The organism is Variovorax sp. NFACC27, from assembly GCF_048301545.1.
Lineage (GTDB): Bacteria > Pseudomonadota > Gammaproteobacteria > Burkholderiales > Burkholderiaceae_C > Variovorax > Variovorax gossypii.
Genome location: NZ_CP157613.1, coordinates 575,294 through 601,843 on the forward strand (window position 1 = coordinate 575,294; position 26,550 = coordinate 601,843).

The 26,550-nt window shown below is 68.4% G+C and carries 19 protein-coding genes; 4 read left to right on the forward strand and 15 right to left on the reverse strand.

Annotated features, from left to right (window positions below; genetic code table 11):
- Positions 1-18 precede the first annotated feature (18 nt).
- The 11 genes from ABL840_RS02720 to ABL840_RS02770 form a co-directional block, all read right to left on the reverse strand.
- On the reverse strand, positions 19-774 hold the full coding sequence (locus tag ABL840_RS02720) for an ABC transporter ATP-binding protein (RefSeq protein ID WP_093301425.1): 756 nt from the start codon (positions 772-774) through the stop codon (positions 19-21).
- Positions 771-1,751, reverse strand: a complete 981-nt coding sequence (locus ABL840_RS02725) for a branched-chain amino acid ABC transporter permease (protein ID WP_093301427.1) — start codon at positions 1,749-1,751, stop codon at positions 771-773. The genes ABL840_RS02720 and ABL840_RS02725 overlap by 4 nt, the downstream gene beginning before the upstream one ends.
- Positions 1,748-2,668 (reverse strand): branched-chain amino acid ABC transporter permease, encoded by a 921-nt coding sequence (locus ABL840_RS02730; protein WP_093301428.1) that lies wholly within the window; start codon positions 2,666-2,668, stop codon positions 1,748-1,750. The genes ABL840_RS02725 and ABL840_RS02730 overlap by 4 nt, the downstream gene beginning before the upstream one ends.
- Positions 2,669-2,797: 129 nt before the next feature.
- Positions 2,798-4,003, reverse strand: coding sequence for an ABC transporter substrate-binding protein (locus ABL840_RS02735; RefSeq protein ID WP_093209084.1), 1,206 nt, complete (start codon positions 4,001-4,003; stop codon positions 2,798-2,800).
- A gap of 264 nt (positions 4,004-4,267) precedes the next feature.
- Positions 4,268-4,507 carry a F0F1 ATP synthase subunit C gene (gene atpE / locus ABL840_RS02740; RefSeq protein ID WP_012745530.1) on the reverse strand — a complete coding sequence of 80 codons (240 nt, stop codon included), beginning with the start codon at positions 4,505-4,507 and terminating at the stop codon, positions 4,268-4,270.
- 272 nt (positions 4,508-4,779) lie between these two features.
- Entirely contained in the window at positions 4,780-9,486 is a 4,707-nt protein-coding gene (locus tag ABL840_RS02745) for an RICIN domain-containing protein (RefSeq protein WP_093301430.1), read from the reverse strand.
- A 225-nt stretch (positions 9,487-9,711) separates the two neighbouring features.
- Positions 9,712-10,563, reverse strand: coding sequence for a class I fructose-bisphosphate aldolase (locus tag ABL840_RS02750; protein WP_093209079.1), 852 nt, complete (start codon positions 10,561-10,563; stop codon positions 9,712-9,714).
- A 49-nt stretch (positions 10,564-10,612) separates the two neighbouring features.
- Complete coding sequence (locus ABL840_RS02755; RefSeq protein ID WP_418116179.1) at positions 10,613-11,623, reverse strand: aldo/keto reductase; 1,011 nt, start codon at positions 11,621-11,623, stop codon at positions 10,613-10,615.
- Entirely contained in the window at positions 11,620-12,651 is a 1,032-nt protein-coding gene (locus ABL840_RS02760; protein WP_093301432.1) for an ABC transporter permease, read from the reverse strand. The genes ABL840_RS02755 and ABL840_RS02760 overlap by 4 nt, the downstream gene beginning before the upstream one ends.
- Positions 12,648-14,162, reverse strand: a complete 1,515-nt coding sequence (locus tag ABL840_RS02765) for a sugar ABC transporter ATP-binding protein (protein WP_093301433.1) — start codon at positions 14,160-14,162, stop codon at positions 12,648-12,650. The genes ABL840_RS02760 and ABL840_RS02765 overlap by 4 nt, the downstream gene beginning before the upstream one ends.
- A 14-nt stretch (positions 14,163-14,176) precedes the next feature.
- Complete coding sequence (locus ABL840_RS02770; protein ID WP_093301435.1) at positions 14,177-15,223, reverse strand: substrate-binding domain-containing protein; 1,047 nt, start codon at positions 15,221-15,223, stop codon at positions 14,177-14,179.
- A gap of 181 nt (positions 15,224-15,404) precedes the next feature.
- Between ABL840_RS02770 and ABL840_RS02775 the strand changes: the two genes are divergently transcribed.
- Genes ABL840_RS02775 through ABL840_RS02785 form a run of 3 tightly spaced genes read left to right on the forward strand, consistent with a single transcriptional unit; the run spans position 15,405 to position 19,410 of the window.
- Positions 15,405-16,892, forward strand: a complete 1,488-nt coding sequence (locus ABL840_RS02775) for an FGGY family carbohydrate kinase (RefSeq protein WP_093301437.1) — start codon at positions 15,405-15,407, stop codon at positions 16,890-16,892.
- Entirely contained in the window at positions 16,889-18,658 is a 1,770-nt protein-coding gene (locus ABL840_RS02780; protein WP_093301439.1) for a glycerol-3-phosphate dehydrogenase/oxidase, read from the forward strand. The genes ABL840_RS02775 and ABL840_RS02780 overlap by 4 nt, the downstream gene beginning before the upstream one ends.
- Positions 18,655-19,410 carry a GntR family transcriptional regulator gene (locus ABL840_RS02785; protein WP_093209064.1) on the forward strand — a complete coding sequence of 252 codons (756 nt, stop codon included), beginning with the start codon at positions 18,655-18,657 and terminating at the stop codon, positions 19,408-19,410. Before ABL840_RS02780 ends, ABL840_RS02785 begins: the two co-directional genes overlap by 4 nt.
- 9 nt (positions 19,411-19,419) lie before the next feature.
- Here the strand turns inward: ABL840_RS02785 and ABL840_RS02790 are convergent, their stop codons facing one another.
- The 3 genes from ABL840_RS02790 to ABL840_RS02800 are packed head-to-tail and all read right to left on the reverse strand — an operon-like array spanning position 19,420 to position 24,893.
- Positions 19,420-20,310 carry a DMT family transporter gene (locus tag ABL840_RS02790; RefSeq protein ID WP_093301441.1) on the reverse strand — a complete coding sequence of 297 codons (891 nt, stop codon included), beginning with the start codon at positions 20,308-20,310 and terminating at the stop codon, positions 19,420-19,422.
- Positions 20,311-20,354: 44 nt separating this feature from the next.
- Positions 20,355-23,471, reverse strand: coding sequence for an excinuclease ABC subunit UvrA (gene uvrA, locus ABL840_RS02795; protein ID WP_093301443.1), 3,117 nt, complete (start codon positions 23,469-23,471; stop codon positions 20,355-20,357).
- Positions 23,472-23,489: 18 nt separating this feature from the next.
- Positions 23,490-24,893: a chloride channel protein gene (locus ABL840_RS02800; protein WP_093301445.1), complete on the reverse strand. Its 1,404-nt coding sequence runs from the start codon at positions 24,891-24,893 to the stop codon at positions 23,490-23,492.
- A 108-nt stretch (positions 24,894-25,001) separates the two neighbouring features.
- Between ABL840_RS02800 and ssb the strand changes: the two genes are divergently transcribed.
- Complete coding sequence (gene ssb, locus ABL840_RS02805) at positions 25,002-25,553, forward strand: single-stranded DNA-binding protein (RefSeq protein ID WP_093301447.1); 552 nt, start codon at positions 25,002-25,004, stop codon at positions 25,551-25,553.
- 86 nt (positions 25,554-25,639) lie between these two features.
- On the opposite strand, the gene pcaD is transcribed toward ssb, so the two are convergent.
- Positions 25,640-26,476: a 3-oxoadipate enol-lactonase gene (pcaD, locus tag ABL840_RS02810; protein WP_093301449.1), complete on the reverse strand. Its 837-nt coding sequence runs from the start codon at positions 26,474-26,476 to the stop codon at positions 25,640-25,642.
- Positions 26,477-26,550: the final 74 nt, after the last annotated feature.

Here is a 26,550-nt window from a genome sequence, read left to right on the forward strand (position 1 = left end):
ATGTCATGGTGGCCGTGTTCATGAATGGCCTTCGGCTTCGGTGCCGAGGTAGACGGCCTGCACGTCGGGATGGCCCCGCACTTCGTCGGCGGTGCCGCTCATCAGCACCTTGCCCTGCACCAGCACGGTGAGCCGGTTGGCGAGGCGGAATACCGCGTCCATGTCGTGCTCGATCAGCAGGATGGCCATCGACGCGCGCAGCGACTCGATCAGCTCCACCATGCGTGCCGATTCGTCCGGGCCCATGCCGGCCATCGGCTCGTCGAGCAGCAGCAGCTTGGGTTCGGCCGCGAGCGCCAGCGCCACGTCGAGCGCGCGCTGCGCGCCGTGCGGCAGCGTGCCTGCGATGCGCTCGCGTTCGCTGCTGAGGCCTACGCGGTCGGCCAGCGCCACGGCGCGATCGACGAGGTCGCGCTCCTTCGCGCGCGGCGCCATGAAGCGCAGGCTGGTGCCCGCATGGGCCTGCGCCGCGAGCATCAGGTTGTCGTGCACGGTCTCCTTCGGGAACACGCGCGTCACCTGGAAGCAGCGCGACATGCCGGCAGCCACGCGCTGGTGGTCCTTCAGCTTCGTGATGTCGGCTTCGTCGAGCAGGATGCGCCCGGCATCGGCCTTCAGCAGGCCGGTGATCAGGTTCACCAGCGTGGTCTTGCCCGCGCCGTTCGGCCCGATCAGCGCATGTACTTCGCCGCGCTCCACGGTGAGGCTCACATGGTCGGTGGCCAGGAGTCCGCCGAAGCGCTTGACCAACCCTTCGATTCTGAAAAGGCTCATGACTTGCTCCCTCGCCCCTCTGGGGAGAGGGTTGGGGTGAGGGGCATGCGGCGCTTGTACAGTGCGGCCAGTCCCTTGGGTGCCCACAGCGCCACGGCGATCAGCAACAACCCGAGCGGCATGTGCCAATGCTCCGTGTGCTGCTTCAAGGCTTCTTCGAGCACCAGCCAGACGACGGCACCCACCGGCCCGCCCCAGCTGCGCCCCAGTCCGCCGATGACGACCATCACCAGTAGCGTGGCCGACTGCGTCCAATGCATCGTCGCCGGGCTCACGAAGCCGTTGCCGCCCGCGAGCAAGGCACCGGCCAGCCCCGCGATGGCGCCCGCGATGGCGAAGGCCACCAGCTGCAGCCGGAACACCGGATAGCCCAGCGCCCGCATGCGCGTCTCGTTGTCGCGGATGCCCATCAGCGCATGGCCGAAGCGCGATTGCGTCGCGCGGTGCAGCCACCACAGCGCGAGCGCGACGATCGCCAGCACCACCCAGTAGAAGTTCGCCTCGTTGCCCAGGTCCAGCCCGGGCAGCAGCGTGGGCCGCGACATCAGCGTGTAGCCGTCGTCGCCGCCATAGCGGCGCAGCGACACCACCACGAAGTACAGCATCTGCGCGAAGGCCAGCGTGGTCATGATGAAGTAGACGCCGCGCGTGCGCAGCGCCACCGTGCCGATCAGCGCGGCGACGAGGCCGGCCACGAGTGCGGCCGCGGGCCACATGATCCAGCCCGACATCACGCCGGAGTCGCTGAGCGCCACCACCGTGTACGCCCCCACGCCGATGAAGCCCGCGTGCCCCAGCGCCACCATGCCGCCGAAGCCGAGGATGAAGTTGAGGCTTGCGGCGGCCAGCGCCACGACGAGCACGCGGCGCACGAAGCCGATGTAGAACTCGAGCCCGAAGACGGGCGCGACCAGCGGAAACGCCGCGAGCAGCACGAAGAGCAGCCCGAGGCCGATGTAGCTTGACGATGTCTTCATGCGCGTGCCGAGAAGAGCCCCGAGGGCCGGAAGATGAGGACGACCACCATCAGCGCGTACATCGCGACTTCGGCGAACAGCGGGCCCAGGTCGGCCGCGGTCGCGGGCGGCAGCGTGGCGCGCAGCAGCATCGGCACGAAGGCGCGGCCCACGGTGTCGACCACGCCCACGAGCAGTGCGGCCACGAAGGCGCCGCGCACCGAACCGATGCCGCCGATCACCAGCACCACGAGCGCCGGAATCAGGATGGCCTCGCCCATGCCGACCTGCACGGCGACGATCGGGCCCATCAGCGCGCCCGCCAATGCGGCCAGCGCCGCGCCGAGCAGGAACACGCCGTTGAAGATGCGGCCCACGCGCACGCCCATCAGCTCGGCCATCGGCCGGTCGGAGGCGCCCGCGCGCACCCGCATGCCGATGCGCGTGTGGTTCACCAGCAGGTACAGCGCCAGCGCCACCAGCAGGCCGCCGACAAGAATGACTAGGCGATAGGCCGGGTAGGGCAGGCCCTCCATCAGCTCGACCGGCCCCGAGAGCGCGGCGGGCGTCGGCGCCATCACCGGCGAAGGGCCCCAGGCCATCTTCACGATGTCGTCGGCCACCAGGATCACGCCGAAGGTGGCGAGCACCTGCGCGAGGTGGTCGCGCGTGTAGAGCCGCCGCATCAACAGCACTTCGAGCAGGAGCGCCACGACCACCGTGACCGCCACCGCAATGATGATGGCGGCCGCGAACGAGCCAGTGCGCGTGTGCGCCTCGGCCGCCACGTATGCGCCGGCCATGAAGAGCGAGCCGTGCGCGAGGTTCAGCACATCCATGATGCCGAACACCAGCGTGAGCCCCGCAGCCAGCAGGAACAGCATCAGCCCGTAGCCGAGGCCGTTGAGCAGCTGCTCGAGAACAAGAATTCCACTCATAGAACCAAAGAGGTTGCCCACGGTTTGTTCAAGAAACACCGAGGAACCGGCTTCGCCGGGCCTCAGGTGTCGCCCCCGGTAGGGGGTTGGCGAAGCGGACACGAAGTGCCGCGCAGCCTGGGGGCGAGCCTATTTCAATGGGCACTTGTCGGCGTAGGAGTCGCCGTAGTTCGTGAGCACGGTGTTGATCAGCTTGTTCGTGACCTTGCCCTGCGCGTCCTTGCCGATCACGCGCAGGTAGAAGTTCTCGACGGGATAGTGGTTGTTCGCGTACTTGAAGTTGCCGCGCGTCGAGGCGTAGTTGGCCTTTTTCAATGCGGCCACCACGGCTTCGCGGTTCTGCGCGTTGCCGCCGGCCTGCTTCACGGCGGCGTCCATCGCGAGGATCGCGTCATAGGCCTGTGCCGCATACACCGACGGGTAGCGGCCGTTGTATTCCTTGCGGAACGCGGCCACGAAGGCCTTGTTGGCGGCGTTGTCGAGGTCGTGCGCCCAGTGCGAGGTGTTGAAGAGGCCGAGCATCGGCTCGCCCACTGCGCCGATCACGTCCTCGTCGGCCGAGAAGCCGCTGGTCACGAGCGTGATGTCCTTCGACAGGCCCGCGCCCACGAACTGCTTGATGAAGTTGATGCCCATCGCGCCGGGCAGGAAGAAGTAGATCGAGTCGGGCTTGGCCGCGCGAAGCTGCGCGAGTTCGGCGGCGTAGTCGATCTGGCCGAGCTTGGTGTAGAGCTCGTCGGCCACCTGGCCCTTGAACTGGCGCTTGAAGCCGCCCAGCGCGTCCTTGCCGGCCGGGTAGTTGGGAGCGATCAGCACGATCTTCTTGAAGGCGCGGTCCTGCGCGAACTTGCCGGCGGCCTCGTGGAACTGGTCGTTCTGGTAGGCGGTGCCGAAGAAGTAGGCATTGCACTGCGCGCCGGCGAACTGGCTCGGGCCGGCGTTGGCCGAGAGGTAGGGCACCTTGGCGTTGAAGAGCGTCGGGCCCACGGCCAGCGCCACGTTGGAGCCGATGGGGCCGCTGAAGAGGTCGATCTTGTCGCGCTGGATCATGCGGTCGACCAGCTGCTTGGCCTGGTCGGGGCTGCCGGCCATGTCGGCCTGCACGAATTCGACGTCCTGCCCGCCGAGCTTGCCGCCCAGCTGCTTGATGCCGAGCGCGAAACCGTCGCGCGCCTCGGCGCCCAATGCCGCGAACGGCCCGGAGATGTCGAGGGCCAGGCCCACCTTGACGGGGGCGGCCGTGGCGGACACCGCAGCACCGAGGACTGAGCCGCACAGCAGCAGCGAAAGCAGGGTGCGCGGCAGCGCGGGCGACTTCGGGGGCAGGCGGCTCATGGGTTCTCCGGCAGGAAAGGATGCAGAAACAACGCACCGGCACCGCCCCATGCGGCACCGGCGACATCAAACCGTTGATAGCTAAATACTTTAGCTGTAAACAATTTGGTGTCAACAGTGCTAGCACGAATGGTGCCAATACGTCGTCTTGCTCCCTGATGCGCGGGCCTGCTTAAGGAACACCGCGGAACCGGCTTTGCCGGGCCGCTGGTGTTGCCCCCTGCAAGGGGGGCGAAGCGACACGAAATGCGCGAAGCCTGGGGGTTAGCCAAAAGGATTTGCGGTGGCGAACCAGAGGCCGATGCCGGTGGCGATGATGAACGCTCCGTCGGTCACGCCCGCCACCAGGAAGAACTTGGTCTGCAACGTATCGACCAGCTCGGGCTGGCGCGCGGTGCTCTCCAGGAACTTCTGGCCGACCAGTCCGATGCCGAGGCACGAGCCGAGGGCGGCGACGCCGATCAGCAGGGCCACTGCGAGGGGAAGGATGTTGAAGCCGGTCATGGTGTTTTCTCCTGGTTGGTTGGTGAATCGAGGCACTGGTTGCTTCCTCGATGGACGTACTTTCCCAGAGCGGCTGCGCACGGTCCATGACGTGAGAGGTCATGGAGCGGATGCAGCCAATGCAGACGAGACAAAGAAAAAAAGCCGCCCGTGAAAACGGGCGGCTCCTTCGCGGAACACCGCGGAACCGGCTTCGCCGGGCCGCAGGTGTTGCCCCCTGCAAGGGGGTAGGCGAAGCGACACGAAGTGCGCGCAGCCTGGGGGTTTGCCTGCTACTGAAGCTGTGTCCAATTCTGGTTGTTGCCGCCGTTGCAGGTCCACGTGATCAGCGCCGTGTCCTGCGTCGTCGCATTGTTCGGCACGTCCAGGCACGAACCCGAGGCGCGGTTGCGCAGGGCCGCGCCGACCAGGCTCCACTGCGTCGTGTCGCCGGCCGAGCAGGCCAGCTGGACCACGGCCGCATTGGTCGTCGCGGTGCCGCTTTGCGCCAGGCACAGGCCGCTGTGTTCGGCCTTGAACTGCACGAAGCCGCCACCGAGCTGGGTCACGATGAAGCGCTCGTTGCCCGCGTTGCCGCACGGCCACTGCACCACCGTCGTGCCGCTCGTGGTCGCCGCGCCCTTCACGTTCACGCACAGGTTGCTGTGGTTCGAGCGGATGCGCGTGACCACCGGCGTCGGGTCGTTGTCGAGCGAGCGCACGTATTCGCGCAGGGCGACCACGTCGTTGGACGGCAGGCTGGAGGCGTTGCCGTGGCCGCTCGTGAGAACGTCCTGCAGCGTGGCCGCCTGGCCGTTGTGGAAGAACGCGGTGGTGTTCCAGGTGCCCAGCAGCGTCGGCGTGTCGAAGCCCACGCCCGCCAGCGGCTGGTTCATGCCCTTGCCCGAGGAGGCCTGGATCGTGCCCACGTCATGCCGCACGCCGTCGCGGAAGGTGGCGCCGGTGTGGCAGGTCGCGCACTGTGCCGTGTTGAACACGGTCTGGCCGCGCGCGGCGTCCACGCTGAGGCTGCCGTCCGCCGCACGCGCGGGGCTGCGCATGTACTTGGTCAGCGAGGTCAGGTAGGCCGCGAGGTCGTCGAGCTGCGCGCTCTTGCCGGCCTTGGGCGCGCCCAGCGGGTCGGAGGTGGCCGCGAAGTCCGCGTTCGTCAGGAAGCCGGTGCCGCCGAACTCGTTGCGGATGTCGTTCTCGAAGTCCTGCACCTCGTCGAAGTTGGCCGTCCAGTGCAGCTTGCCGTGGCCCAGGCCGCGCCGGCCCTGCAGGCTGATGGTGCGGCGCAGGCCCTCGCCGCGCTGGGTGAAGTCCCACACCATGCCGTCGTCGCCGCCATCCGCATGGCAGCTCGCGCAGGAGATGTAGTTGTCCTTGCTCATGCGGCGATCCGACGCGTTGTAGAACACCTGCTTGCCGCGCAGCGCCGCCGGCGACATGGGCTCCGCAGCCACCGTCGACACGGTCTGCAGGAAGGTCGGCACATTGGTCTCCGACGACAGCACCGTCGCCACGTCGTGCACCGTCACAGAGCGCGCCAGGAAGTTGTTGACGAACAGCCGCTTGCGCGTCGCGTCGAGGTACAGGCCGTGCGGCGCGCTGCTGGCGTTGATCTCGCCGCGCACCGCGCGGCTGTACGGATCGACGATGGCGACGCGGTTGCCTTCCATCTGCGCGACGAACAGGTAGTCGCCCGAGGGAGAGAAGAGCGCCGCGCGTGCCGGTGCCCGGTCGTCGAAGTCGATCTGCTCGCCGAACTCTTCCGCTGCCGTCTGCAGGTTGACCTGCGACAGGATGGAGCGCACCGTCTGGTCGTGCACCAGGTTGTTGCCGTCCCGGTACTTGCCGCGCACGATGTTGTCCTTCTTCGAGGGCAGCACGGCACGTGCGCCGTCCGGCGAGATCACCACCTGGCTCAGGTAGTTGGCCACGCCGCGCGCGCGGCTCTCGGTGTCCACCGTGGTGGTGTCCACCGGCAGCGCGACGGTGCTGATGGCGCTCATGCTCTGCAGGTTCACCTTGTGCAGCTGGCCGCCAGTCATCTTCGACTTGAAGCGCGTGACGTAGGCCACCTGCGAGCCCGACTCGACCGCGATGCCGCGCAGCGCGCCCTCCAGCGCGACCGCGCCGGTGGTGGTGCCGTTGCTCGGGTTGAAGCTCATCAGCACCGACTTGCTTTCCATCGTCAGCAGGCCCTTGGTGCCGTCGGGCGTGAAGGCCACGCCGTAGGGGCCGCTGCCGTAGGCCAGCGGCACGGTGGCCGAGAGGCTGCCGTCGGCGGCGTTGAGCACCACCAGCTTGTCCTCGCCCTGCACCGTGACCCAGATGCGTCCGTCGGGGCCGACGGCCAGCGTCTTCGGCTCGTCGCCCACGCGCACTTCCCAGCGCTTGACGAGGCTCTGCGAGTCGATGGCGGCGACCGTGCCGCTGTCGGGGTTGACCGAGTACACCGAGTTCGCGTCGCCCGCGATGTTGGTGGTGTGCGTGGGCGCCTTCGCCGTCACCGGCATGATCACCGTGACGTTGTAGGTGTAGAAGGTCTCGCGGCCGCTGGCGTCCTTCACCGTCAGCGTCACCGTGAAGTGGCCGGGGCGCGTGTAGGTGTAGCTGTAGTTCGCCTGGTTCGAGTAGGCCGTCTGCGTGCCGTCGCCGAAGTTCCAGCGGTACTGCGCGCCGCTGCTGCCCAGCGTGGCCGGGTTGAACACCAGCTGGCCGTTCACCAGCTTGGGCCCGCCGCCGATGCCGGGGTCGCCGATGATGGCCTGGCCGCGCAGCGTGTTCACGTCGGTATCGCTCAGCACGCGGCCGTAGACGCGCACTTCCGCCAGCGTGCCCTTGAAGAGCGCAGCATTGCCCTGGATCTGGCCCAGCACCGCGAACTTGTTCGACAGGCCCTTGTTGCCGGTGGGGCCGGTGGAGGTGGTCTTCGCGCCGTCGACGTACACGGCCTGCGCGCCGGAGGCGGCGTCGCGCGTCATCACGACGTGGTGCCAGGTGCCGTCGTTCACCGCCGCGGTGGAGGTTGTGCCGCCGTCGTTGCCGACCGAGAGCTTGATGCGCCCGCTGTTGTCGAGCCAGCCCCAGAACACGTCGTCGGCGCCGCCGGACTGGTCGCGCCCGAAGATGCCGGGCGCGGTCCAGGAGTTCGGGCCGCCGGCTTGCGTGGTCTTCATGTAGAAGCTCAGCGAGGCGCTGCCGCCGAGCACGGTGGCCACGGTGTCGCTCTTCAGCGGCACGCCGGCCGTGCGGTTCGCGAAGTTCAGGCCGATGCTCTCGAAGGCGTCGCCGGTGGCGGGCGTGCCGTTGTTGGCGCCGATCTGGTCGGAGAGGTTGCCCGCCAGTGTCCAGTAGTGCATCAGGCCGATCTCGGCGGCGTTGCCGGTGTGGAACACCGACTTGTAGTCCGCGCCAATCGCGTTGCCCGCATAGTCCTTCACGCCGTTGGCCGGCAGGAACACCTCGTAGCTGGTGCCCGGCTGCAGCGGCTGCGCGGGGTGGAAGTTGATGATGCCCAGCTGCACGCTGTAGGTGCCCGCCAGCGTGTTGCCGCCCACAGGGCGCACGATGAAGGTGTTGGAGTTCACGCTCTCGGGCAGGATGCTGTCGCTCATGCCCAGGCCGATGCGCGAGGTCAGCGCCTGCTGCTTCGAGTTGCCGGCGGGAGAGACCTGCCTCACCTCCGGCTTGGTGGTGTCGGGGTCGACCTGGTGCACGACGAAGCCGCTGCCCGAGCCGTGGTCGTTGCCCACGAAGATCAGGTTGCCGAAGGCCGCGACCTGGCCGTTGTCGGAGTGCGAGAAGTTCGGATCGTCCTCGCGCAGGATGCTGCCGCGGCCCACCTCGACGTGGTTCAGCGGATTGCTCACGTCGACCTTGTGGATGTAGGTCTGCGCACCCTGGATGACGTAGTTGTCCTGCGTGGCGCAGTAGAGCTGCTCGTCGATGACGAGGCGGTTGTCCTCGGCCACGAAGTTGGAGCGGTCGCTCAGGTCGTAGCTGTACATCTTCGCGCCGCCGCCGCGCGCCGAGGCGTGCAGCGTCTTGCCGTCGAAGCAGGTGGCGTAGTAGTTGGGGTTGGAGCCCACGGTGTCCAGCACCTTGGGGTTCAGCGGGTCGGAGATGTCGAGGCTGGAGAAGCCCGCGGTGTTGTCCATCGAGGTCAGCACCATGTGGTTGCCCATGGTGAAGATCGGGCCGATGCGGAAGCCGCCGAGCTCACCGGTGGGCACCGGGTTGGGCTTGCCGGCGCCGCGGTTCGCCACCACGGCGTTGGCGGGGTCGGTGGCATCGACGATGAAGATGCCGCGGCCCGCCGAGGCCACGTACAGGTAGGGCGCCTGCCACCAGAGTTGCCAGGCCACGTTCTCGTAGTCGCCGCCGTTGACGCCGGGCAGCGCGAGCTTCTTCACCTGCTTGATGTCGTTGACGTCGGTGAAGTCCCAGAACTCGACGCCGTTGATGCTGGGCAGCACCACGTACGTCTTGCCGCCGATCTTCGCGGTGCCGAAGGAGTGGGTCTCGCGGAACTCCTGCGTGCGGCCCTCGGGCTCGTAGATCTTCTTCACGAGCTTGATCTGGCGCGGGTTCGAGATGTCGTACAGCAGGAAGCCGCCCGGGCCGAGGCCGCTGTCCGGCGCGAAGGAGGTCAGGAAGTAGCCGTTGACCATGATGCCGGCGTTCATGCCGTAGTCCTTGCGGCCCGGGTAGGTGGCGGGCACCTCGCGCGACTCGTAGGCATTGCTGTGCGCCGGGTCCAGCGGATGCGCGGCACTGGTGATCATCGAGACCGGCTTGAACAGCTCGGCCGATGTGTAGGTGAGATTGCCGAGGCCCGGTCCCTGCAGGGGGAGAGGATCGGCCACGGCTTCGGCCACCGCCGTCGCCATGTTGTTCAGGGTCGTCATCGGACTGACCCCTGTGATTGCCGCGTGCGTCAGCAGCGTGACGAACGGCAGCAGGAACGCCATCAAGTAATACCGGATTTTCATCGTCGCCTCCAGGTTGTTTGAAGTCCGCAGGGGAACCGTTTTCTTCTCGGCCAACTAACTCCGTGTTTGTCTTTTCTCTTTGTCTCTCTCGTCTCTTCCTTGCCTGCCTGGGCGCGTGGCAGAAAACGCGCGCGCAGGACGCACCCCGGCGGGCGACGCATCCGTCGCCCGCCGTGAGCTTTCTTCCTTCTTTCTTCCTCCTAAAGAGGGCGCGTCTTCGTCATGTCATTTCGCGCCACCCGATTCGTAGATGTCCCATGCCTCCTTGGCGCTGGCGCCGCGGTGGATCATGGCCATCAGCGCGTCCACCACCGCCGACGGATTGCCGTGCTGGTAGACGTTGCGCCCGTACACCATGCCGACGGCGCCTTCGTCCATCAGCACGCGCGAGCGCGCGAACACCTGTTGCAGGTCTTCGCGGCCGCCGCCGCGCACGAGCACGGGGCAGCGCGCGGCCTGCACCACGCGGTGGAAGTCCTTGGGGTCGGTGGTGGGGTCCGCCTTGATGATGTCGGCGCCCATGTCGCGCGCCAGGCGCACCAGCGTGACGATCTTCTCGGCATCGCCGTCCACCGAGTAGCGGCTGCCGGCCGACGGCGCCTGCATCACCAGCGGCTCGATCATCAGCGGCATGCCGTAGCGGTCGCAGTCGGCGCGCACGCGGGCGATGTTCTGCACGCATTGGCGGAACAGGTCGGGCTCGTCGGGCAGCATGAAGAGGTTGACCACCACGCAGGCGGCGTCGCGCTGCACCGCCGGCAGCACCGGGTCGTGCTCGTTCTGCAGCACGGCCCACATCACGCGGTGGCGCGTGGCGTTGTAGGGGTTGCCCATGTCGATGCGCATCACCAGCGCGGGCTTGTCGCGGCCCGGGCGGTCCTGCAGCAGGTCGGACTGGCCGTAGTTGAGCTGGATCGCGTCGGGGCGGGCGGCCACGAGACGGTCCATTACCGAGGGCATGTCCTCGAGGCCGTCGAGGAAGCTGGGCTCGTTGCACACGCCGTGGTCGAGCGCGATGTCCAGGCAGCGCCCGTTGTTGAGCAGCCTGTTCAGGCGTGCGGTCTTGTCCTTCGACATACGGAAAGAAGTCCTTGTGTGTTGGTGTGACAGAAAAGAAGAGGGCGGCTCAGGCCAGCGAGCCCAGGTGCCTGCCGGCTGCCGCGTCGATCAGCTCCAGGGCGGCGTCGTGCAGGCGCACCGAGCCGGCGCCCGCGTTCTCGATGGCCTGCTTGCTCACGCGCGCGCCGCACAGCGCCACCGAGATGCTTCCACGCGCCAGCGTCCAGGCGATCATGAGTTGGCCGAAGGAGCATTCGAGCTGCTTGCGCAGCGGCTCCAGCTCCTCGAAGAAGGCCTTGAGCTTCGCGCGGTTCTGCGCGCTGAAGCGCGGGTTGGAGGCGCGCTGGTCGTCGCCGGTGAACTTGCGCTCGGGGTCGATGGGGCCCGCGAGCAGGCCCAGCGCCAGCGAGGAGTAGCCCAGCACCGCCACGTTGTGCTCGGTGCACAGCGGCACCAGCGTCTGCTCGATCTCGCGGTCGATCAGGCTGTAGCGCTCCTGCGCCGCGTCGACCGGGCCGTACCGGAGGTATTCGGCCAGCGTCTCGGGGCTCACGTTGCTCACGCCGATGGCGCGGATCTTTCCCTGCTTCTTGAGTTCGAGCAGCGTGCTCATCGTCTCTTCGACCGGCGTGGTGCTGTCCTGCCAGTGCGTGATGTAGAGGTCGATGTAGTCGGTCTGCAGGCGCTTCAGGCTTTCTTCGGCCTCATGGAAGATCGACTCGCGCCCGAGGTAGCGGTACACCGGGTGGCCGTCTTCTTCGAAGAAGTGCGTTCCCTGTTGGGTGTGCCAGACCAGGCCGCACTTGGTGGCGATCACGGCCTCGTGGCGCCGGCCCTTCAGCGCGGTGCCGACGATGCTCTCGGAGCGCCCGAGGCCGTAGGCCGGCGCGGTGTCGAGCAGGTTCACGCCCGCGTCCAGCGAGGCCTGGATGGCAAGCACGGCGGCCGCGTTGTCGCCGCCGCCCCACATCCATCCGCCCATGGCCCAGGTGCCCAGGCCGATGGCCGAGCACTCGATGCCCGAGGGGCCGAGCGTGGTCTTCTTCATGGCCGATGCGTTGTTGGTGCTGTTGCTCATCGCTTGGTCTTTCTCGTGTTCATGAGGTGGTCGATGGTCACGGCCGCGAGCAGGATCACGCCCTTGATCACGTCCTGCCAGTAGGGCGACACGTCGAGCAGGATCAGCGAGCTGGTCACCACCGACAGCAGCGCCAGGCCCAGCACCGCGCCGAGCACCGTGCCCGAGCCGCCCTTGAGGCTGGCACCGCCGATCACTGCGGCGGCGATCACGTTGAGTTCCATGCCCATGCCGAAGGTCGGCGTGGCCGCGCCGAAGCGTGCCGTGTAGATCACGCCCGCGAGCCCGGCCGATGCAGCGCACAGTACCGTGACCCAGAACTTGACGTGGCCCACGCGGATGCCCGAATAGAGCGCGGCCTTCTCGTTGCTGCCGGTGTAGAACACCCGGCGCAGCAGCGAGGAGCGGCGCAGCACGAAGTCGCTCACCACCACGATCACCAGGAAGATCAGGATCACGGCAGGAATGCCGAACAGCGTTCCCTGGCCGATGAACTTGAACTCCGCCGGCAGCGAGAACAGCGACTGCGGCGTGCCCTGCGTGAGCGCCAGGCACAGGCCGCGCACGATCACCATGAAAGCCAGCGAGGCAATGAAGTGATTGAGCCCGATGCGCGTGACGCAGCCGCCGATCATCGCGCCGATCATGGCGCTGGCGGCGATGGCGATGAGCCCCGCCGTCCACGGGTCGAAGCCCATGAGGAAGAGCTTGCCCGTGACCACCATCGCGAAGCACACCACCGATCCCACCGACAGGTCGATGCCGCCGACGATCAGCAAAATGGTCATGCCCACCACCACGATCCCCTCGATGGAGAACGACAGCAGCATCGCGCGCACGTTGTCCCACGTGAGGAAGTAGGGCGAGGCGAAGCTCATGCCCACGCACAGCGCGGCGATGATGAGCAGCAAGCCCATCTCGCGCATGCTGCCGAGTTTGCTGGCGGGTTTCACGGGACCTCCTCCTCCCGACTGGCGTGGCTGGAGACCGGGGGCGGTCCCTGCATCGAGTTGTGCTGGGTAATTCATGCTGTCGCTTCCTCTTCGCAAAGTCCGGAGGCCAGCCGCAGCAGCGCCTCTTCCGTCATGTCCTTGTCTTGCACCTCGCCGGCGAGCCGGCCGTCGCGGATCACCAGCGCGCGGTCGCACAGCCCGATGATCTCGGGCAGCTCCGAGGAGATCACGATCACGCCCACGCCCTGGCTGGCCAGGTCGCGCAGGATGTGATGAATCTCCGACTTGGCGCCCACGTCCACGCCGCGCGTGGGCTCGTCCATCAGCAGCACCGACGGGTTTGTGGCCAGCAGCTTGGCAATGGCCACCTTCTGCTGGTTGCCGCCCGACAGGCTCGCGACGTCGATGTCGACACCGTCGGACTTGAGCTTGAGCTTGGCGCCCAGCTCGATCGCGAGCTTGCGTTCGCTCGCGCGCTGCAGCAGGCCGAAGCGCGAGCTCACGCGCTTCAGTGCCATCGACGCGATGTTCTGCGCGATCGGCAGGTCGAGATAGACGCCGGCCGCCTTGCGGTCTTCGCTGAGATAGGCGATGCCCTCGCGCAGCGCGTCGCTGTACTTGCGGATGGCGAGCTCCCTGCCGCGCAGCCGCACGCTGCCGCCGCGGGCCGTGCGCAGGCCGCAGATGGTCTCGGCGAGTTCGCTGCGGCCGGCGCCCATCAGGCCCGCGATGCCGAGGATCTCGCCGCGCTTCAGCTTGAAGGACACGCCGTGCACGCGCTCGCCGTCGGCGATGTCCGTCACCTCGAGCACGTGTTCGCCCGACGAGGGTTCATCCTGCTTGGGCGGGTAGTAGTTGCCCAGGTCGCGCCCGACCATGCGGCGCACCAGGCCGTCGGCGTCGAGCTCGGCCAGCGGGCCGCTGTGCACGTCGCGCCCGTCGCGCAGCACGGTCACGCGCGAGCAGTGCGCGAAGATCTCGGCCATGCGGTGGCTGATGTAGATGATGCCGATGCCCTGCGCCTGCAGGTCGTGCAGCACCTTGAAGAGCGCGGCCGATTCGTTGTCGGTCAGCGCGGCGGTGGGCTCGTCGAGGATCAGCACCTTGCAGTCCAGCGTGAGCGCCTTCGCGATCTCGATGAGCTGCTGCGTGGAGATGCTCAGGTCCTTCACCAGCGCGGACGGGTCCACGTCCTGCCCCAGCCGCTGCAGCACCTTCGCCGCGCGTTCGTTGAGGCTCGCGTAGTTCATCCACGCGCTCTTGCCGGCGTTGATTTCCGGCATGAAGATGTTCTCGGCCACGGTGGCGTCGCCGCACAGGGCGATCTCCTGGTGCACCAGGCCAATGCCCAGGCGCATCGCGTGCGCCGGGCCGTCGATCACCACCTTCCGGCCGTCGAGCGAGATCTCGCCCTCGTCCGGCTGGTGGATGCCGTCGATGATGTTCATCAGCGTGGACTTGCCCGCGCCGTTCTCGCCGCACAGGGCGTGGATCTCGCCGCGGTGCAGCGTGAAGTCCACGCCCGAGAGCGCGCGCGAAGCGCCGAAGCGCTTGCTGATGCCCCGCAATTCGAGCAGTGCGCTCATCGCTTCGTGCCCATTCACTCGCCGATGCCCTTGGTACCGCGGCGGGCGAGGTACTTGTCCCAGTAGAAGTCGTCGGCGTTGGCCTTGCTCACCACCGACAGGCCGTTGTCCAGGAAGGGCACGGCCATGGGGTTGGTGCCGTTGCGCTTGGCGTCGTTCATCGGGTCGATGAGGCCCGGGTTCTTGGCCAGGAACAGCATCATCATGCCCATGTAGCCCTGCATGCCCTGGTTCGGGTTGATGGAGCCGAACACGTCGCCCGACTTGATCATGTCGAGGATCTTCGCGTTCACGTCGCAGCACATCACCTTGATGTTCTTCTTGGTCTCGACCTTGGCCTGCGCCGCGCCGAGGGCGGAGTTGGCCTCGGGCATGAAGAGCGCGCCCAGGTTCGGGTTGGCCTGCGCGAGGCTCAGCACCGCCTGGTAGGCCTTGTTCGGATCCTGGTTGCTGGCGGCGCGGCCGACCAGCTTCATGCCGGGGTGCTTGGCCTTCATGCGATTGATGAAGGCGGCGATGCGGCGGTCGTGATTGTCCTGGCCCGGGTTCTCCAGCACGGCGTATTCGCCCTTGCCGCCCAGCGAGGCCGCGATGGCGTCGGCGGCCTGCGTGCCTTCGCGGTCGTTGTCGGAGGTGACGAAGGAGGTGCGCTTGGAGTTCGGCGAGTCGGCCGCGAAGGTGACGACCGGGATGCCCATCGCCGCGGCACGGTTGATCGGCTCGATGAACGGGTCGGGGTTCATCGGGTGCAGCAGGATGCCCGCGGGCTTGCGCGCCAGCTCCTGCTCGAAGGACGCGAGCTGCTTGTTCACGTCGTACTCCGGCGTGCCGGTGTAGCGGGTGCGAACGCCCAGCGTGCGGCCGAGCTGCTTCATCATTTCGTAGACCGGAAACCAGTACTCGACCCCCGACACCATCACGTTCATCACGTAGACGTCGCTCGAATTGCCGCGCAGGCCGCCTGCCGCGGCGGGGGCAGCCGCCTGCTGCTGCGCGAACGCGCTTGCGCCGGCCAGGCCGATGCCGGCTGCGGCTGCGGACTTCAGGAAATTACGCCTCATTTTTTGTCTCCTCACGTTGGGTGGCACAGCTTGTGGCTGCCGCTTTTCAGGGCAGCCCTTGGAACCTCTTTGTCACATCAGTTGTTATGACAGGCTAGAATGTACGCGCTGGCCGTTTGCAGGGATAACTAGGGGAAACGCTACTGGCAAGGTGCTTTTATTCAGCCGAAGCTGTTATGACATGAAGCCAAACATACTGATCGGCATCGACATGGGGTCGAGCAGCCTGAAAGCCCTGGCCCTCGAAGCCGGGAGCGGCCGCTCCGTCGCCCTGTCCCGAATGCCATTGCCGCACGACCGGCTGCCCGGAGGGGGATGCGAAGTGAGCGCGACGGCCATCCGCGCAGCGCTCACCCACGTGCTGCGCGACGTCGCCCATCAACTCGGAGACCGCGTGGCGGAGGTCCGCGCCATCGGCTGCACCGGCCATGGCGCGGGGCTCTATGCGCTCGACGCGCGCAACGAGCTCGTGGGCGGACGCGCCGTCGCCTCCACCGACCAGCGCGCCGACGCGCGTGCCCGCTCCCTCGCGCTCGGCCACGGCCCTGCGCTCTTCGCCGACGTGGGCTGCCAGCCCTGGCCCGGCCAGTCCACGGTGATCGCGGCCGAGCTGCTGGGCACCGATGCCGTGCAGCGCGGCGCGGTGCGCCGGCTGATGTTCGCGAAGGACTACCTCGGCTTCCTGCTGACGGGCGAGATCGCGACCGACGCCAGCGATGCGAGCACCGCCGGGCTTGTGTCGATCGAGACGGGCACCTGGTCGCAGGCGGCCTTCGATGCGTCCGGCATCGCGGATCTCGGCCCGCGCGTCTTCGGTCCGCTGGTGCCCAGCGGCGAGATCGTCGGCAGGCTGCGGCCTTCGGAAGCCGCACTGTGCGGCCTGCCCGCCGGCATTCCCGTGGCGATGGGCGCCATCGACCTGCTCGCCTCGATGACCGCGATCTGCGCCGAAGGGCGCTCGCGCGCGGCGTCGGTCTTCGGCACCTGGTGCGTGAACGCCGTCATCGGGCCGGTGATCGAGCCCAAGCCCGCGGTGGCCGCCGTCGTCAATTTCGGCCGCGAGGACAAGCGCCTCTACATGGAGAACAGCCCCTCGTCGATGGCCAACATCGCATGGCTGGCCGGCGTGCTCGGGCTGCCCGATTCGCGCGCGGTGGTCGACCTGGCGATGTCGGTGCCGCTGGGTGCCGGCGGCCTGCGCTTCCTGCCTTTCGTCAACGGCGGCGGTGGCGTGACGGCGGGCTTCGTCGGCCTCAAGAGTCATCACACGCGCGGCGACATGGCGCGTGCCGTGGTCGATGCGGTGGCCGCGCTGCATGCGCGCCACGTCGCGCGGCTCGCGGCCTGCGGGCTGCCGGTGTCCGCATGCACCGTGCTCGGCGGCGGCGCGAGCGACACGCGCCTCGTGCGCCTGCTGGCGGGCTTCCTCGGCCATCCGGTGGAGCGCTGCGCCGACGACGAGACCGGCGCGCGCGGCGCCGCCATCTACGCCGCCATGTCGCAGGGCATCGACCGCGCGGAGCAGGGCAGCGCCCTGCTCGCACCCTGCGACACCGTCGAACCCGACGCAGCCCAGGCGCGCGCCCATGCCGACTTCATCGCCGGCTTCAACGAACTGATCGACACCATGTCTCCTGTGTTTTCCCATCTGGCAGGAGGCGCGAAATGAGCGCCTGGCAACTGCCCTTCGTACGCCCGGCATCCCTGGCGGACCGCCATTTCTCGACGGTCATCATCGGCGCCGGCATCAATGGCGTGGGCGTGTTCCGCGACCTGTGCCTGCAGCGCGTGGACTGCCTCATCGTCGACAAGGGCGACTTCAGCGCGGGCGCCAGCAGCGCGCCCTCGCGCATGATCCACGGCGGCCTGCGCTACCTGGAGAACGGCAGCTTCTCGCTGGTGGCCGAGGCCACGCGCGAGCGCAACCTGCTGCTGCGCAACGCGCCGCATCTGGTGCAGCCGCTGAAGACGGTGGTGCCGCTGTCGAGCTTCTTCGGCGGCCTGATGAGCAGCGCGCTCAAGTTCTTCGGCCGCACGCCGCCGCAGCGCACGCGCGGGCTGCTGGCCGTGGCCGCGGGCCTGCGCCTGTACGACCTGCTGGGCCGCCGCCAGCGCGTGATGCCCAACCACCGCATCAGCCGCGTGCCGCCGGGCGACCGCAGCCTGTTCCGCGCCGCGGTGCGCTGGACGGCCACCTTCTTCGACGCGTGGATCAGCCACCCCGAGTGGCTCATCCTCGAGCTGATCGGCGATGCCTGCCGCGACCAGCCGCGCTCGGCCGCCACCAACTACTGCCGCGTGATGGGCTGCGCGGGCAACATCATCACGCTGCGCGACGAGATCACCGGCGCGCTGGTGCGCGTGACGGCCGACACCGTGGTGAACGCCAGCGGCGCATGGCTGGACCGGAGCACCGCGGTGCTCGGCGGCGGCGGTCCGCGCGTGATGGGCACCAAGGGCTCGCACCTCGTGCTCGACCATCCCGCGCTGCGCGATGCGCTCGAAGGCCGCATGGCCTACTTCGAGGCGGTGGACGGGCGCGTGTGCATCGTCTATCCCTTTCTCGACCGCGTGCTGGTGGGCTCCACCGACATCCCGGTGGAAGACCCCGACAAGATCGCGACCGAGCCGGAGGAGGTCGACTACCTGCTCGAAGTGCTGGCCGAGGTGTTCCCGAACCTGCGCTTCGACCGTGGCGATGTCGTCTACACGTACGTCGGCGTGCGGCCTCTCGCGCGCTCCGACGCCGACAAGCCGGGGCAGATCTCGCGCGACCACTCGGTGGTGCTGGATCCGCCGAGCGCCACGCGCGATATTCCCGTCGTCGGCCTCGTCGGCGGCAAGTGGACGACCTTCCGGGCGCTCGCGGAAGAGGCGGTCAACGAAGTGCTGAAGCAACTGGGCCGCCCGCGCACGGCATCGACGGACATGCTGCCCATCGGCGGCGGTGCCGAGCTGCCGGCCGATGCGCAGGCGGCCGAGCGCTTCGTCGAGCGCATGGTCGGCGCCTCGGGCATGAGCCGCACGCGCGCCCAGGTGCTGCTGCGGCGCTACGGATCGAAGGCGCTGCCGCTGGCGCAGCGCCTGGCCGCCTCGGGCGACATGCCGCTGCGCCATGCGCCCGACTACTCGGTTGCCGAGCTTTCGTACCTGTGTCTCGAAACCGGCGTGGTGCACCTGGACGACCTCGTGATCCGGCGCACGCTGCTGGCAATTCGCGGGCTCGTCACCGACGCCGCGCTGGCCGAGATGGCCGGCATCGCCGCCGAGGCGCTGGGCTGGGACGCAGCGCAGCAGCACGCCGAGCTGAAGGCCTGCGCCACCGCGCTGCGCGAGCGCCACGGCGTGCGGCTTTCGCCGGTGGCGGCCGATGCGCCGGCATCTTTCGATGCATCATTGATGACTCCTCAGGCCATGGGCCAGCCCTCGACGTGAACTCTCAGACCGAAATTTCGACCGTACTCGACCGCGATTCCGAGTCCCCGCTGTGGGCCCAGTTCCGCGACGCGCTGCGCATGCAGATCCTGCAGGGCGTGCTGCCCATCGGCGCCAAGCTGCCGTCCGAAGCCGAGCTGGGTGAGCAGTTCGGCATCTCGCGCATCGTGGTGCGCGAGGCGCTGGCCGACCTTGTGCGCAACAACCTCATCTACAAGATCAAGGGCCGGGGTGCCTTCGTGTCGGCGCGCGAGCGGGACGAAGACTTCGTCTCGACCGTGCTCGGCTTCTCCGACGAGATGGAGCGCAAGGGCCGCTCGGTGCGCACGCAGATCCTCACGCAGGAGCTGCGGGCGCCCACCGAGCAGGAGGCCGCGTCGCTCGGCCTGACCGACGACACGCAGGTGGTCGCGCTCAAGCGCCTGCGCAGCGTCGACGGCGAGCTGCGCCTGCTGGTGGAGACCGTGGTGCCCGCCGACCTGGCGCCCGGCCTGCACCGCACGCGCCTGGACGACCGCTCGCTCTACGACGTGCTGCGCCGCCAGTACGGCCTGCGCCTGGTGCGCGCAGAACGCTGGATCGACGCCGTGCTGCCCGACGCCGAGACCTGCGACCTGCTCAACCTGCCTCAGCCCGAGCCGCTGCTGCGCATCGAGTCGATCGCCTACGGCGCCAACGGCAGGCCGCTGGAGCACTACCGCGCGCTGCACCGCTGCAAGACCAGCCGCCTGCACGTGCAGACGACCACCTGAGGTCCGGGCTCAGCCCTTGGTGGCTGTCTTCGAGGGCCAGAGCACCGAGGCGATGGCCACCATCATCAGCGCCACCGCCACCCAGTCCTGCCAGTGCACGGCCTCGCCGAGCCACACCGCGCCGCTGAACACGCCCAGCACCGGGATGAACATCACGCTCAGCGTCGACGCGATCGGCGGCAGGCCGCGCGCGAGGTAGAACCATGCGGCGTGGGCGAAGCCGAAGATCAGCACCGCGTTGTAGAGGATCGAACCCCATGCCACGCGGCCCGGCCAGTAGAGCTGCTCGCGCTCGAAGAGCAGCGAGAGCACCGTCATCACCACGGCCGTCATCGCGGTCATCCAGAACGAGAGCGTGAGTGTCGGCAGGCCGATGCGCGTGTGGCGCAGCAGCTGCGTGCCCAGCGCCCACGTGGCCGCGGCCACCAGTGCCAGCGCCACGTAGCCGGGCCGGCCCGAGAGGTTCGTGAGTTCGTGCCACAGCAGCAGCCCCACGCCGACCGCGCAGGCGCCAACGCCCAGCCACGCGCGCCGCGTGAGCGCGGCGGAGAACAGCAGCGCACCGATGACGGCCGAGAACACCGGCATCGTGTAGCCCAGGATCGCGGCGCGCCCGCCCGAAAGCGCCTTCACCGCGAGGATGATGCAGGCGTGCCAGACGAACATGTTGGTGGCGCCCAGCCAGACCAGCTCGGGCCACGCGCTGCGCGGCACGCGGAACGGCACCTTGAGCCACACCAGCGCGATGGCCAGCACCGGCAGGCCGAGCCAGATCGAGATCGCGCGGAAGCCCAGCGGCGGGTAGTCGGCCACGCCGAGCTTCATCACCGGCCAGTTGAAGCCCCACGCGAGGGTCAGGAGAACGAGGATGACGAACTGGCGCGGGGTGAAGGAAGGCATGGGGCGCGATTGTGGCGCGGCTCGCGCATTCGTGCAGGGCGCGGCTACTTCAGCAGCCGCTTCAGGTACCGCCCCGTATGGCTCGCCTCGTTCGCCGCGATGTCTTCCGGCGTGCCTTCGCCCACCACCGTGCCGCCGCCGGCACCGCCCTCGGGGCCCATGTCGATGAGCCAGTCGGCGGTCTTGATGACGTCGAGGTTGTGCTCGATCACGACGATGGTGTTGCCCGCGTCGCGCAGCTGGTGCAGCACCTTCAGCAGCAGCTCGATGTCGGCGAAGTGCAGGCCGGTGGTCGGCTCGTCGAGGATGTAGAGCGTGCGGCCGGTGTCGCGCTTGCTGAGCTCCAGCGCGAGCTTCACGCGCTGGGCCTCGCCGCCCGACAGCGTGGTGGCCGACTGGCCCAGCTTGATGTAGCTCAGGCCCACGTCGAGCAGCGTGCGCAGCTTGCGCTCGATGGTCGGCACGGCCCTGAGGAAGTCGTGCGCGGCCTCGACCGTCATCTCCAGGATCTGCGCGATGTTCTTGCCCTTGTAGAGCACCTCGAGCGTCTCGCGGTTGTAGCGCTGGCCGTGGCAGACCTCGCAGGGCACGTACACGTCGGGCAGGAAGTGCATCTCGACCTTCACCACGCCGTCGCCCTGGCAGGCCTCGCAGCGCCCGCCGGCCACGTTGAAGCTGAAGCGGCCCGGGCCGTAGCCGCGCTCGCGCGCGGTGTTGGTCTCGGCCATGAGCTCGCGGATGGGCGTGAACAGGCCCGTGTAGGTGGCCGGGTTGCTGCGCGGCGTGCGGCCGATGGGGCTCTGATCGACGTTGATGACCTTGTCGAAGTACTCGATGCCTTCCACCGACTCGTGCGCGGCCGGTTCCTCGTGCGCGCGGTAGATCGTGCGCGCCACCGCGGTGTAGAGCGTGTCGTTCACCAGCGTGGACTTGCCCGAGCCCGACACGCCCGTCACGCAGGTCAGCAGGCCGACCGGGAAGGCCACGCTCACGTTCTTCAGGTTGTTGCCGGTGGCGCCGACGACGCGGATTTCCTGCAGGTCGGTCTGCGTGGCGAGGTGCGCGGCCTCGCGCGCGGCGCGGCGCTCGGCGGCGGGGCTGGGCGGAAAGCGCGGGGGCTTCTTGCCTTCATGGAAAGCGGGTTGCTTCGTCGCCGGCAGCCAGGCGGTGCGGTGCTTGGGCACCTCGATCTTGCGCACGCCTGACAGGTACTGGCCGGTGAGCGAGTCGGGGTTGGACGAAACCTCGGTATATGTGCCCTGCGCCATCACGCGGCCGCCGTGCACGCCCGCGCCGGGGCCCATGTCGATCACGTGGTCGGCGGCGTGAATCATGTCCTCGTCGTGCTCGACCACGATCACGCTGTTGCCGATGTCGCGCAGGTGCTTCAGCGTGCCGATGAGGCGGTCGTTGTCGCGCTGGTGCAGGCCGATGCTGGGCTCGTCGAGCACGTACATCACGCCGGTGAGGCCCGAGCCGATCTGCGAGGCGAGGCGGATGCGCTGCGCCTCGCCGCCAGAGAGCGTTTCGGCGCTGCGGTCCAGGCTCAGGTAGTTCAGGCCCACGTCGTTCAGGAATTTCAGGCGCAGACCGATCTCGCGCACCACCTTGTCGGCGATGTCGGCCTTGGCGCCGCGCAGCCTGAGCTTCTGGAACCAGTCGAGCGAATCGCGCAGCGTGAGGCGACTGAGTTCGAAGATGGCCATGCGTGGGCGTTCGGCGCCGTTGTCGGCGGTGCTCTCGTCGACCAGGAACACGTTGCGCGCCTCGGGCCGCAGTCGCGAGCCGCCGCAGTCGGGGCAGGGCTGCAGGTTGCGGAAGCGCGCGAGGTCCTCGCGCACCATCACGGAGTCGGTCTCGCGGTAGCGCCGCGTCATGTTCGGGATGATCCCCTCGAAGGGATGCTTCTTCGTGAGCTTCTTGCCCGCGAAGTTGCCCGACTCCATGGTGTAGTTGAACTTGATCTCCTCGGCGGCCGAGCCGTGCAGCAGCACGTGCTGCACCGAGGCGGGAAGCGATTCGAAGGGCGCGTCGACGTCGAACTTGTAGTGCTTCGCGACGCTCTCGATCATGCTGAAGTAGTAGCCGTTGCGGCGGTCCCAGCCCTTGACGGCGCCGCTGGCCATCGACAGCGATGGAAAGGCCACCACGCGCGCCGGGTCGAACACCTCGCGGTGGCCGAGGCCGTCGCAGCTGGGGCAGGCGCCCACGGGCGAGTTGAACGAGAAGAGGCGCGGCTCCAGCTCCGACAGCGAGTAGTGGCAGATCGGGCAGGCGAACTTGGCGTTGAACAGGTGCTCCTTGTCGGGCGCGCCCTCGGCGCCCAACTGCAGCGCGATGGCGCGTCCCTCGGCCAGGCGCAATGCGGCTTCGAAGCTCTCGGCCAGGCGCTGCTGCATATCGGGGCGCGCGCGCAGGCGGTCGATGACGACGTCGATGTCGTGCTTCTCGGTCTTCTTGAGCTTGGGCAGGTCGTTGTATTCGTAGGTCTGCCCGTCGACGCGGAAGCGCACGTAGCCGGCTGCCTGCATCTCGGCGAAGAGCTCGAGGAACTCGCCCTTCTTCTCGCGAGCGACCGGCGCCAGGATCATCAGGCGCGGCTCGTCGGGCAATGCCAGCACCGCATCGACCATCTGCGACACCGTCTGCGCCTGCAGCGGCAGGTGGTGGTCGGGGCAGTAGGGCGTGCCGGCGCGGGCGTAGAGCAGGCGCAGGTAGTCGTGGATCTCGGTCACCGTGCCCACGGTGGAGCGCGGGTTGTGGCTGGTGGCCTTCTGCTCGATGCTGATCGCGGGCGAGAGGCCCTCGATCACGTCGACGTCGGGCTTGTCCATCAACTGCAGGAACTGCCGCGCATAGGCCGACAGGCTCTCGACGTAGCGCCGCTGTCCTTCCGCATACAGCGTGTCGAAGGCCAGGCTCGACTTGCCCGAGCCCGACAGGCCGGTGATGACCACCAGCTTGTTGCGCGGGATGTCGAGGTCGACGTTCTTCAGGTTGTGCGTGCGCGCACCCCGGATGCTGATGCGCTGCTGCGCCAGCACCGCGCCGAGGTAGGTATTGCGTTCGAGTTCCGCGTCGCGAGCGCTTTCCGCGTCGGCGTCGGTGTATTCAGTGGTTTTTGAATTCAAGGGGGCGATCGTCCGAGGGCAACCGGACATGATAGACCGCCGGGGATTTCATGGCGAGTGGCCGGGCTCTGGAGGCTTGGGCGTGGGGACTTCCGGCGATGGCGGCGGCTGCACCGCTTCGGTGCCACCCCCGCTGCCCCCACTGCTGATGGCCCGGCCCACCATGTGCTCGGCCAGCGTGTCGTACAGCGGGCGGCTGATCATCCGCGAGACCAGGCTGGCCAACATGGCGGCGGCCATCAGGCTCAGCACCATCGAGTGGCCGTCGACCATTTCCATGACGATGATGAAGGCGGTGAGCGGCGCCTGCGTCACCGCCGCCAGGAAGCCGGCCATGCCCATGGCGATGAGCGCAGGCCCCTGCTCGCTGCTGGCCAGGCGGGCCACCGCGTCGCCGATGCCCGCGCCGATGGACAGCGACGGCGCGAAGATGCCGCCCGGCACGCCGCACCAGGCCGTGAGCCAGGTGGCGACGAACTTCAGCACGGTGTACAGCGGCGTGAGTTCGTCGTGGCCCTGCAGCATCTGCTTGACCGCCTCGGAGCCCGCGCCGAAGGTGACGCCGCCCGTGACCAGCCCGATGACGGCCACCGCCAGCCCGCCCACGGCCGCGAAGCGCACCGGAAAGCGCGCCCGCCAGCGGTTGAAGCGTCCGGCCGTGCCCGTGAGCGAAGCGATCAGCAGCCGCGCGAAGAGTCCGCCCGCGGCGCCGCTCAGCAGCGTGACCAGCAGGCCGGGCCCGAGCACGTCCCAACCCAGCCGGGGCACGCGGATCACGCCGAAATAACTGACGTTGCCGAAGGCCGAGACCGCCACCAGGCCCGCCAGCACGATGGCCGTGATGATCAGGCCGCTGGAGCGCGCCTCGAGCCGGCCCGACAGCTCCTCGATGGCGAACACCACGCCCGCCAGCGGCGCATTGAACGCCGCCGCGATGCCGGCGGCACCGCCGGCCACCAGCAGCGCGCGCCCGTCGATGGCCGTGTTGGGCGAGAGCCAGCGGCGCGCATGCTGCATCACGCCTGCCGCCACCTGCACGGAGGGGCCTTCGCGTCCGATCGACAGGCCGGCCGCGAAACCCGCCACGCCCAGCCCGATCTTCGCGACCGTGAGCCGCAGCGAGGCGAAGACGAAGCGCCGCTCGCCGGGCAGGGCCGGATGCAGGGCGGCCTTGATCTGGGGAATGCCGGAGCCGCCGGCTCCGGGGAAGAAACGCAGGGTGAACCAGACGATGCCGGCCGTGAGCAGCGGCGTGGTCAGCAGCACCGCCCAGGGCCAGGCGCGGTAGAAACGGTGGAACTCGCCGAAGACCCAGTCGCTGGCCAGCGTGAAGCCCACCACGAAGAGGCCTGCCGCGATGGCGTAGCCCAGCACGATGACGCGGTCGAGCCAGACGCGCCCGCTCGACAGCTCGGCGCGCAGATGCTCGAAAAAGTCAGGTTCCCGATTCATCGCAAAGGCCCATTCTGGCATCCGGCGGGAGTGCGGGCAGCCGCCTTGGGGCACAATCGAGGGTTCTTCTCAACCTCCTCCTCCATCTACTTATCAGGGGCAGTGCATATGGCATCGGTCAATAAAGTCATCGTCGTCGGCAATCTGGGGCGCGACCCCGAGATGCGTACATTCCCGAGCGGCGACCAGGTCGCGAACGTCACAGTGGCCACCACCGATCGCTGGAAGGACAAGCAAAGCGGCGAAATGCGCGAGGCCACCGAGTGGCACCGCATCGTCTTCAACGGCCGCCTGGCCGAAATCGCCGGCCAGTACCTGCGCAAGGGCTCGCAGGTCTATGTCGAAGGCAGCCTGCGCACGCGCAAGTGGACCGACAAGGACGGCATCGAAAAGTACACCACCGAGATCCGCGCCGATCAGATGCAGATGCTCGGCAGCCGCCAGGGCCAGGGCGGCCCGTCGGGCCCGAGCGATGACGACGGCTACGGCGGTGGCGGTGGCGGCGGCTACTCGCAAGGCGGCGGTGGTGGTGGCGGCGGTGGCGGCTATGCCCCGCGTGCGCCCGCGGCTGCACCGCGCGCTCCGGCGCCGGCTCCGCGCCAGGCACCGGCCAAGTCGTCGTCGGGCTTCGACGACATGGACGACGATATTCCGTTCTGAAGCCGGTTACCCGGACTTGTCACTGAAGGCCTGCTCTTTCGGGAGCAGGCCTTTTTTCATTGCTCGGGCCTGAGCGCGCCAGGCCTTCAGCCGGCTTCCGGAACAGGCTCCTTGCGGGCCTCCGCATCGGCGCCCAGGAACCCCAGCACCAGTTCGACGAAGCGCTCGCCCTGCTCGACGTTCGACAGGTGCACCACCGGCAGCAGCTCGAAGCGCGCACCCGGAATGCCGGCCGCGAGCTCCTCGCCATGGCGGGCCGAAGTCACGGTGTCGTGCTCGCCCGCGATGACGAGCGTGGGGCTCGCGATCAGGCGCAGCGTCCTGCGCAGGTCGGCGTCGCGCACGGCGGCCCAGCTGCCGGCGATGCCTTCCCTGGGCGTGCGCAGCAGCGTCTGATGGAACGCCTCGATGGTGGCTCCGCGGGCCTCGAGCATGCGGGCGGGAAACCAGTTGCGCAGGAAGGTGTCGGCCGTGGATGTCATGTCCGGCGCGGTCATCAACCCGGCGATGGCCTGGTCCCACTGGCCGGCCGGGCCCAACCAGGCGGCGGTGTTCGACAGCACCAGCCGGTCGACGCGCTCGGGCATGTGCACGCCCAGCCATTGGGCGACGATGCCGCCGAGGGACAGCCCGAGCACGTGGACGCGTTCCAGCCCCAGCGTGTCTAGCAGCTCGACGACGTCGCGCCCGAGACGGTCGAGCGAGTAGGGCAACGCCGGTGCGCCGGACGCGCCGTGGCCGCGGGCGTCGTAGCGCAGCACGCGGAAGTGGCGCGCGAGTTGCGGCACCTCCGCGTCCCACATGTGCAGATCGGTTCCGATGGAGTTCGACAGCAGCAGCACCGGCAGGCCGGCGTCCCCGTCGAAGCGATAGGCGATGGAAACGCCGTCGCCGGTGGTGAAGAAGGAAAGGTTCGAGTCCATGGTGCGTGGCCTTGCGATGTGTTTGACGATGGCTTCATCGTAGGCAGGCACCGGCGCGGCGGATACTACAAAGT

What these genes read in the sequence shown, in the direction of transcription:
- ABL840_RS02780 (WP_093301439.1), top strand. Translation starts at nt 16,889, where the DNA reads ATGAGCGCCTGGCAACTGCCCTTCGTACGCCCGGCATCCCTGGCGGAC.
- ABL840_RS02775 (WP_093301437.1), top strand. Translation starts at nt 15,405, where the DNA reads ATGAAGCCAAACATACTGATCGGCATCGACATGGGGTCGAGCAGCCTG.
- uvrA (WP_093301443.1), bottom strand. Translation starts at nt 23,471, where the DNA reads ATGTCCGGTTGCCCTCGGACGATCGCCCCCTTGAATTCAAAAACCACT.
- ABL840_RS02765 (WP_093301433.1), bottom strand. Translation starts at nt 14,162, where the DNA reads ATGAGCGCACTGCTCGAATTGCGGGGCATCAGCAAGCGCTTCGGCGCT.
- ABL840_RS02750 (WP_093209079.1), bottom strand. Translation starts at nt 10,563, where the DNA reads ATGTCGAAGGACAAGACCGCACGCCTGAACAGGCTGCTCAACAACGGG.
- ABL840_RS02745 (WP_093301430.1), bottom strand. Translation starts at nt 9,486, where the DNA reads ATGAAAATCCGGTATTACTTGATGGCGTTCCTGCTGCCGTTCGTCACG.
- ABL840_RS02725 (WP_093301427.1), bottom strand. Translation starts at nt 1,751, where the DNA reads ATGAAGACATCGTCAAGCTACATCGGCCTCGGGCTGCTCTTCGTGCTG.
- ABL840_RS02730 (WP_093301428.1), bottom strand. Translation starts at nt 2,668, where the DNA reads ATGAGTGGAATTCTTGTTCTCGAGCAGCTGCTCAACGGCCTCGGCTAC.
- ssb (WP_093301447.1), top strand. Translation starts at nt 25,002, where the DNA reads ATGGCATCGGTCAATAAAGTCATCGTCGTCGGCAATCTGGGGCGCGAC.
- ABL840_RS02760 (WP_093301432.1), bottom strand. Translation starts at nt 12,651, where the DNA reads ATGAATTACCCAGCACAACTCGATGCAGGGACCGCCCCCGGTCTCCAG.
- atpE (WP_012745530.1), bottom strand. Translation starts at nt 4,507, where the DNA reads ATGACCGGCTTCAACATCCTTCCCCTCGCAGTGGCCCTGCTGATCGGC.
- ABL840_RS02800 (WP_093301445.1), bottom strand. Translation starts at nt 24,893, where the DNA reads ATGAATCGGGAACCTGACTTTTTCGAGCATCTGCGCGCCGAGCTGTCG.
- ABL840_RS02790 (WP_093301441.1), bottom strand. Translation starts at nt 20,310, where the DNA reads ATGCCTTCCTTCACCCCGCGCCAGTTCGTCATCCTCGTTCTCCTGACC.
- ABL840_RS02755 (WP_418116179.1), bottom strand. Translation starts at nt 11,623, where the DNA reads ATGAGCAACAGCACCAACAACGCATCGGCCATGAAGAAGACCACGCTC.
- pcaD (WP_093301449.1), bottom strand. Translation starts at nt 26,476, where the DNA reads ATGGACTCGAACCTTTCCTTCTTCACCACCGGCGACGGCGTTTCCATC.
- ABL840_RS02720 (WP_093301425.1), bottom strand. Translation starts at nt 774, where the DNA reads ATGAGCCTTTTCAGAATCGAAGGGTTGGTCAAGCGCTTCGGCGGACTC.
- ABL840_RS02770 (WP_093301435.1), bottom strand. Translation starts at nt 15,223, where the DNA reads ATGAGGCGTAATTTCCTGAAGTCCGCAGCCGCAGCCGGCATCGGCCTG.
- ABL840_RS02735 (WP_093209084.1), bottom strand. Translation starts at nt 4,003, where the DNA reads ATGAGCCGCCTGCCCCCGAAGTCGCCCGCGCTGCCGCGCACCCTGCTT.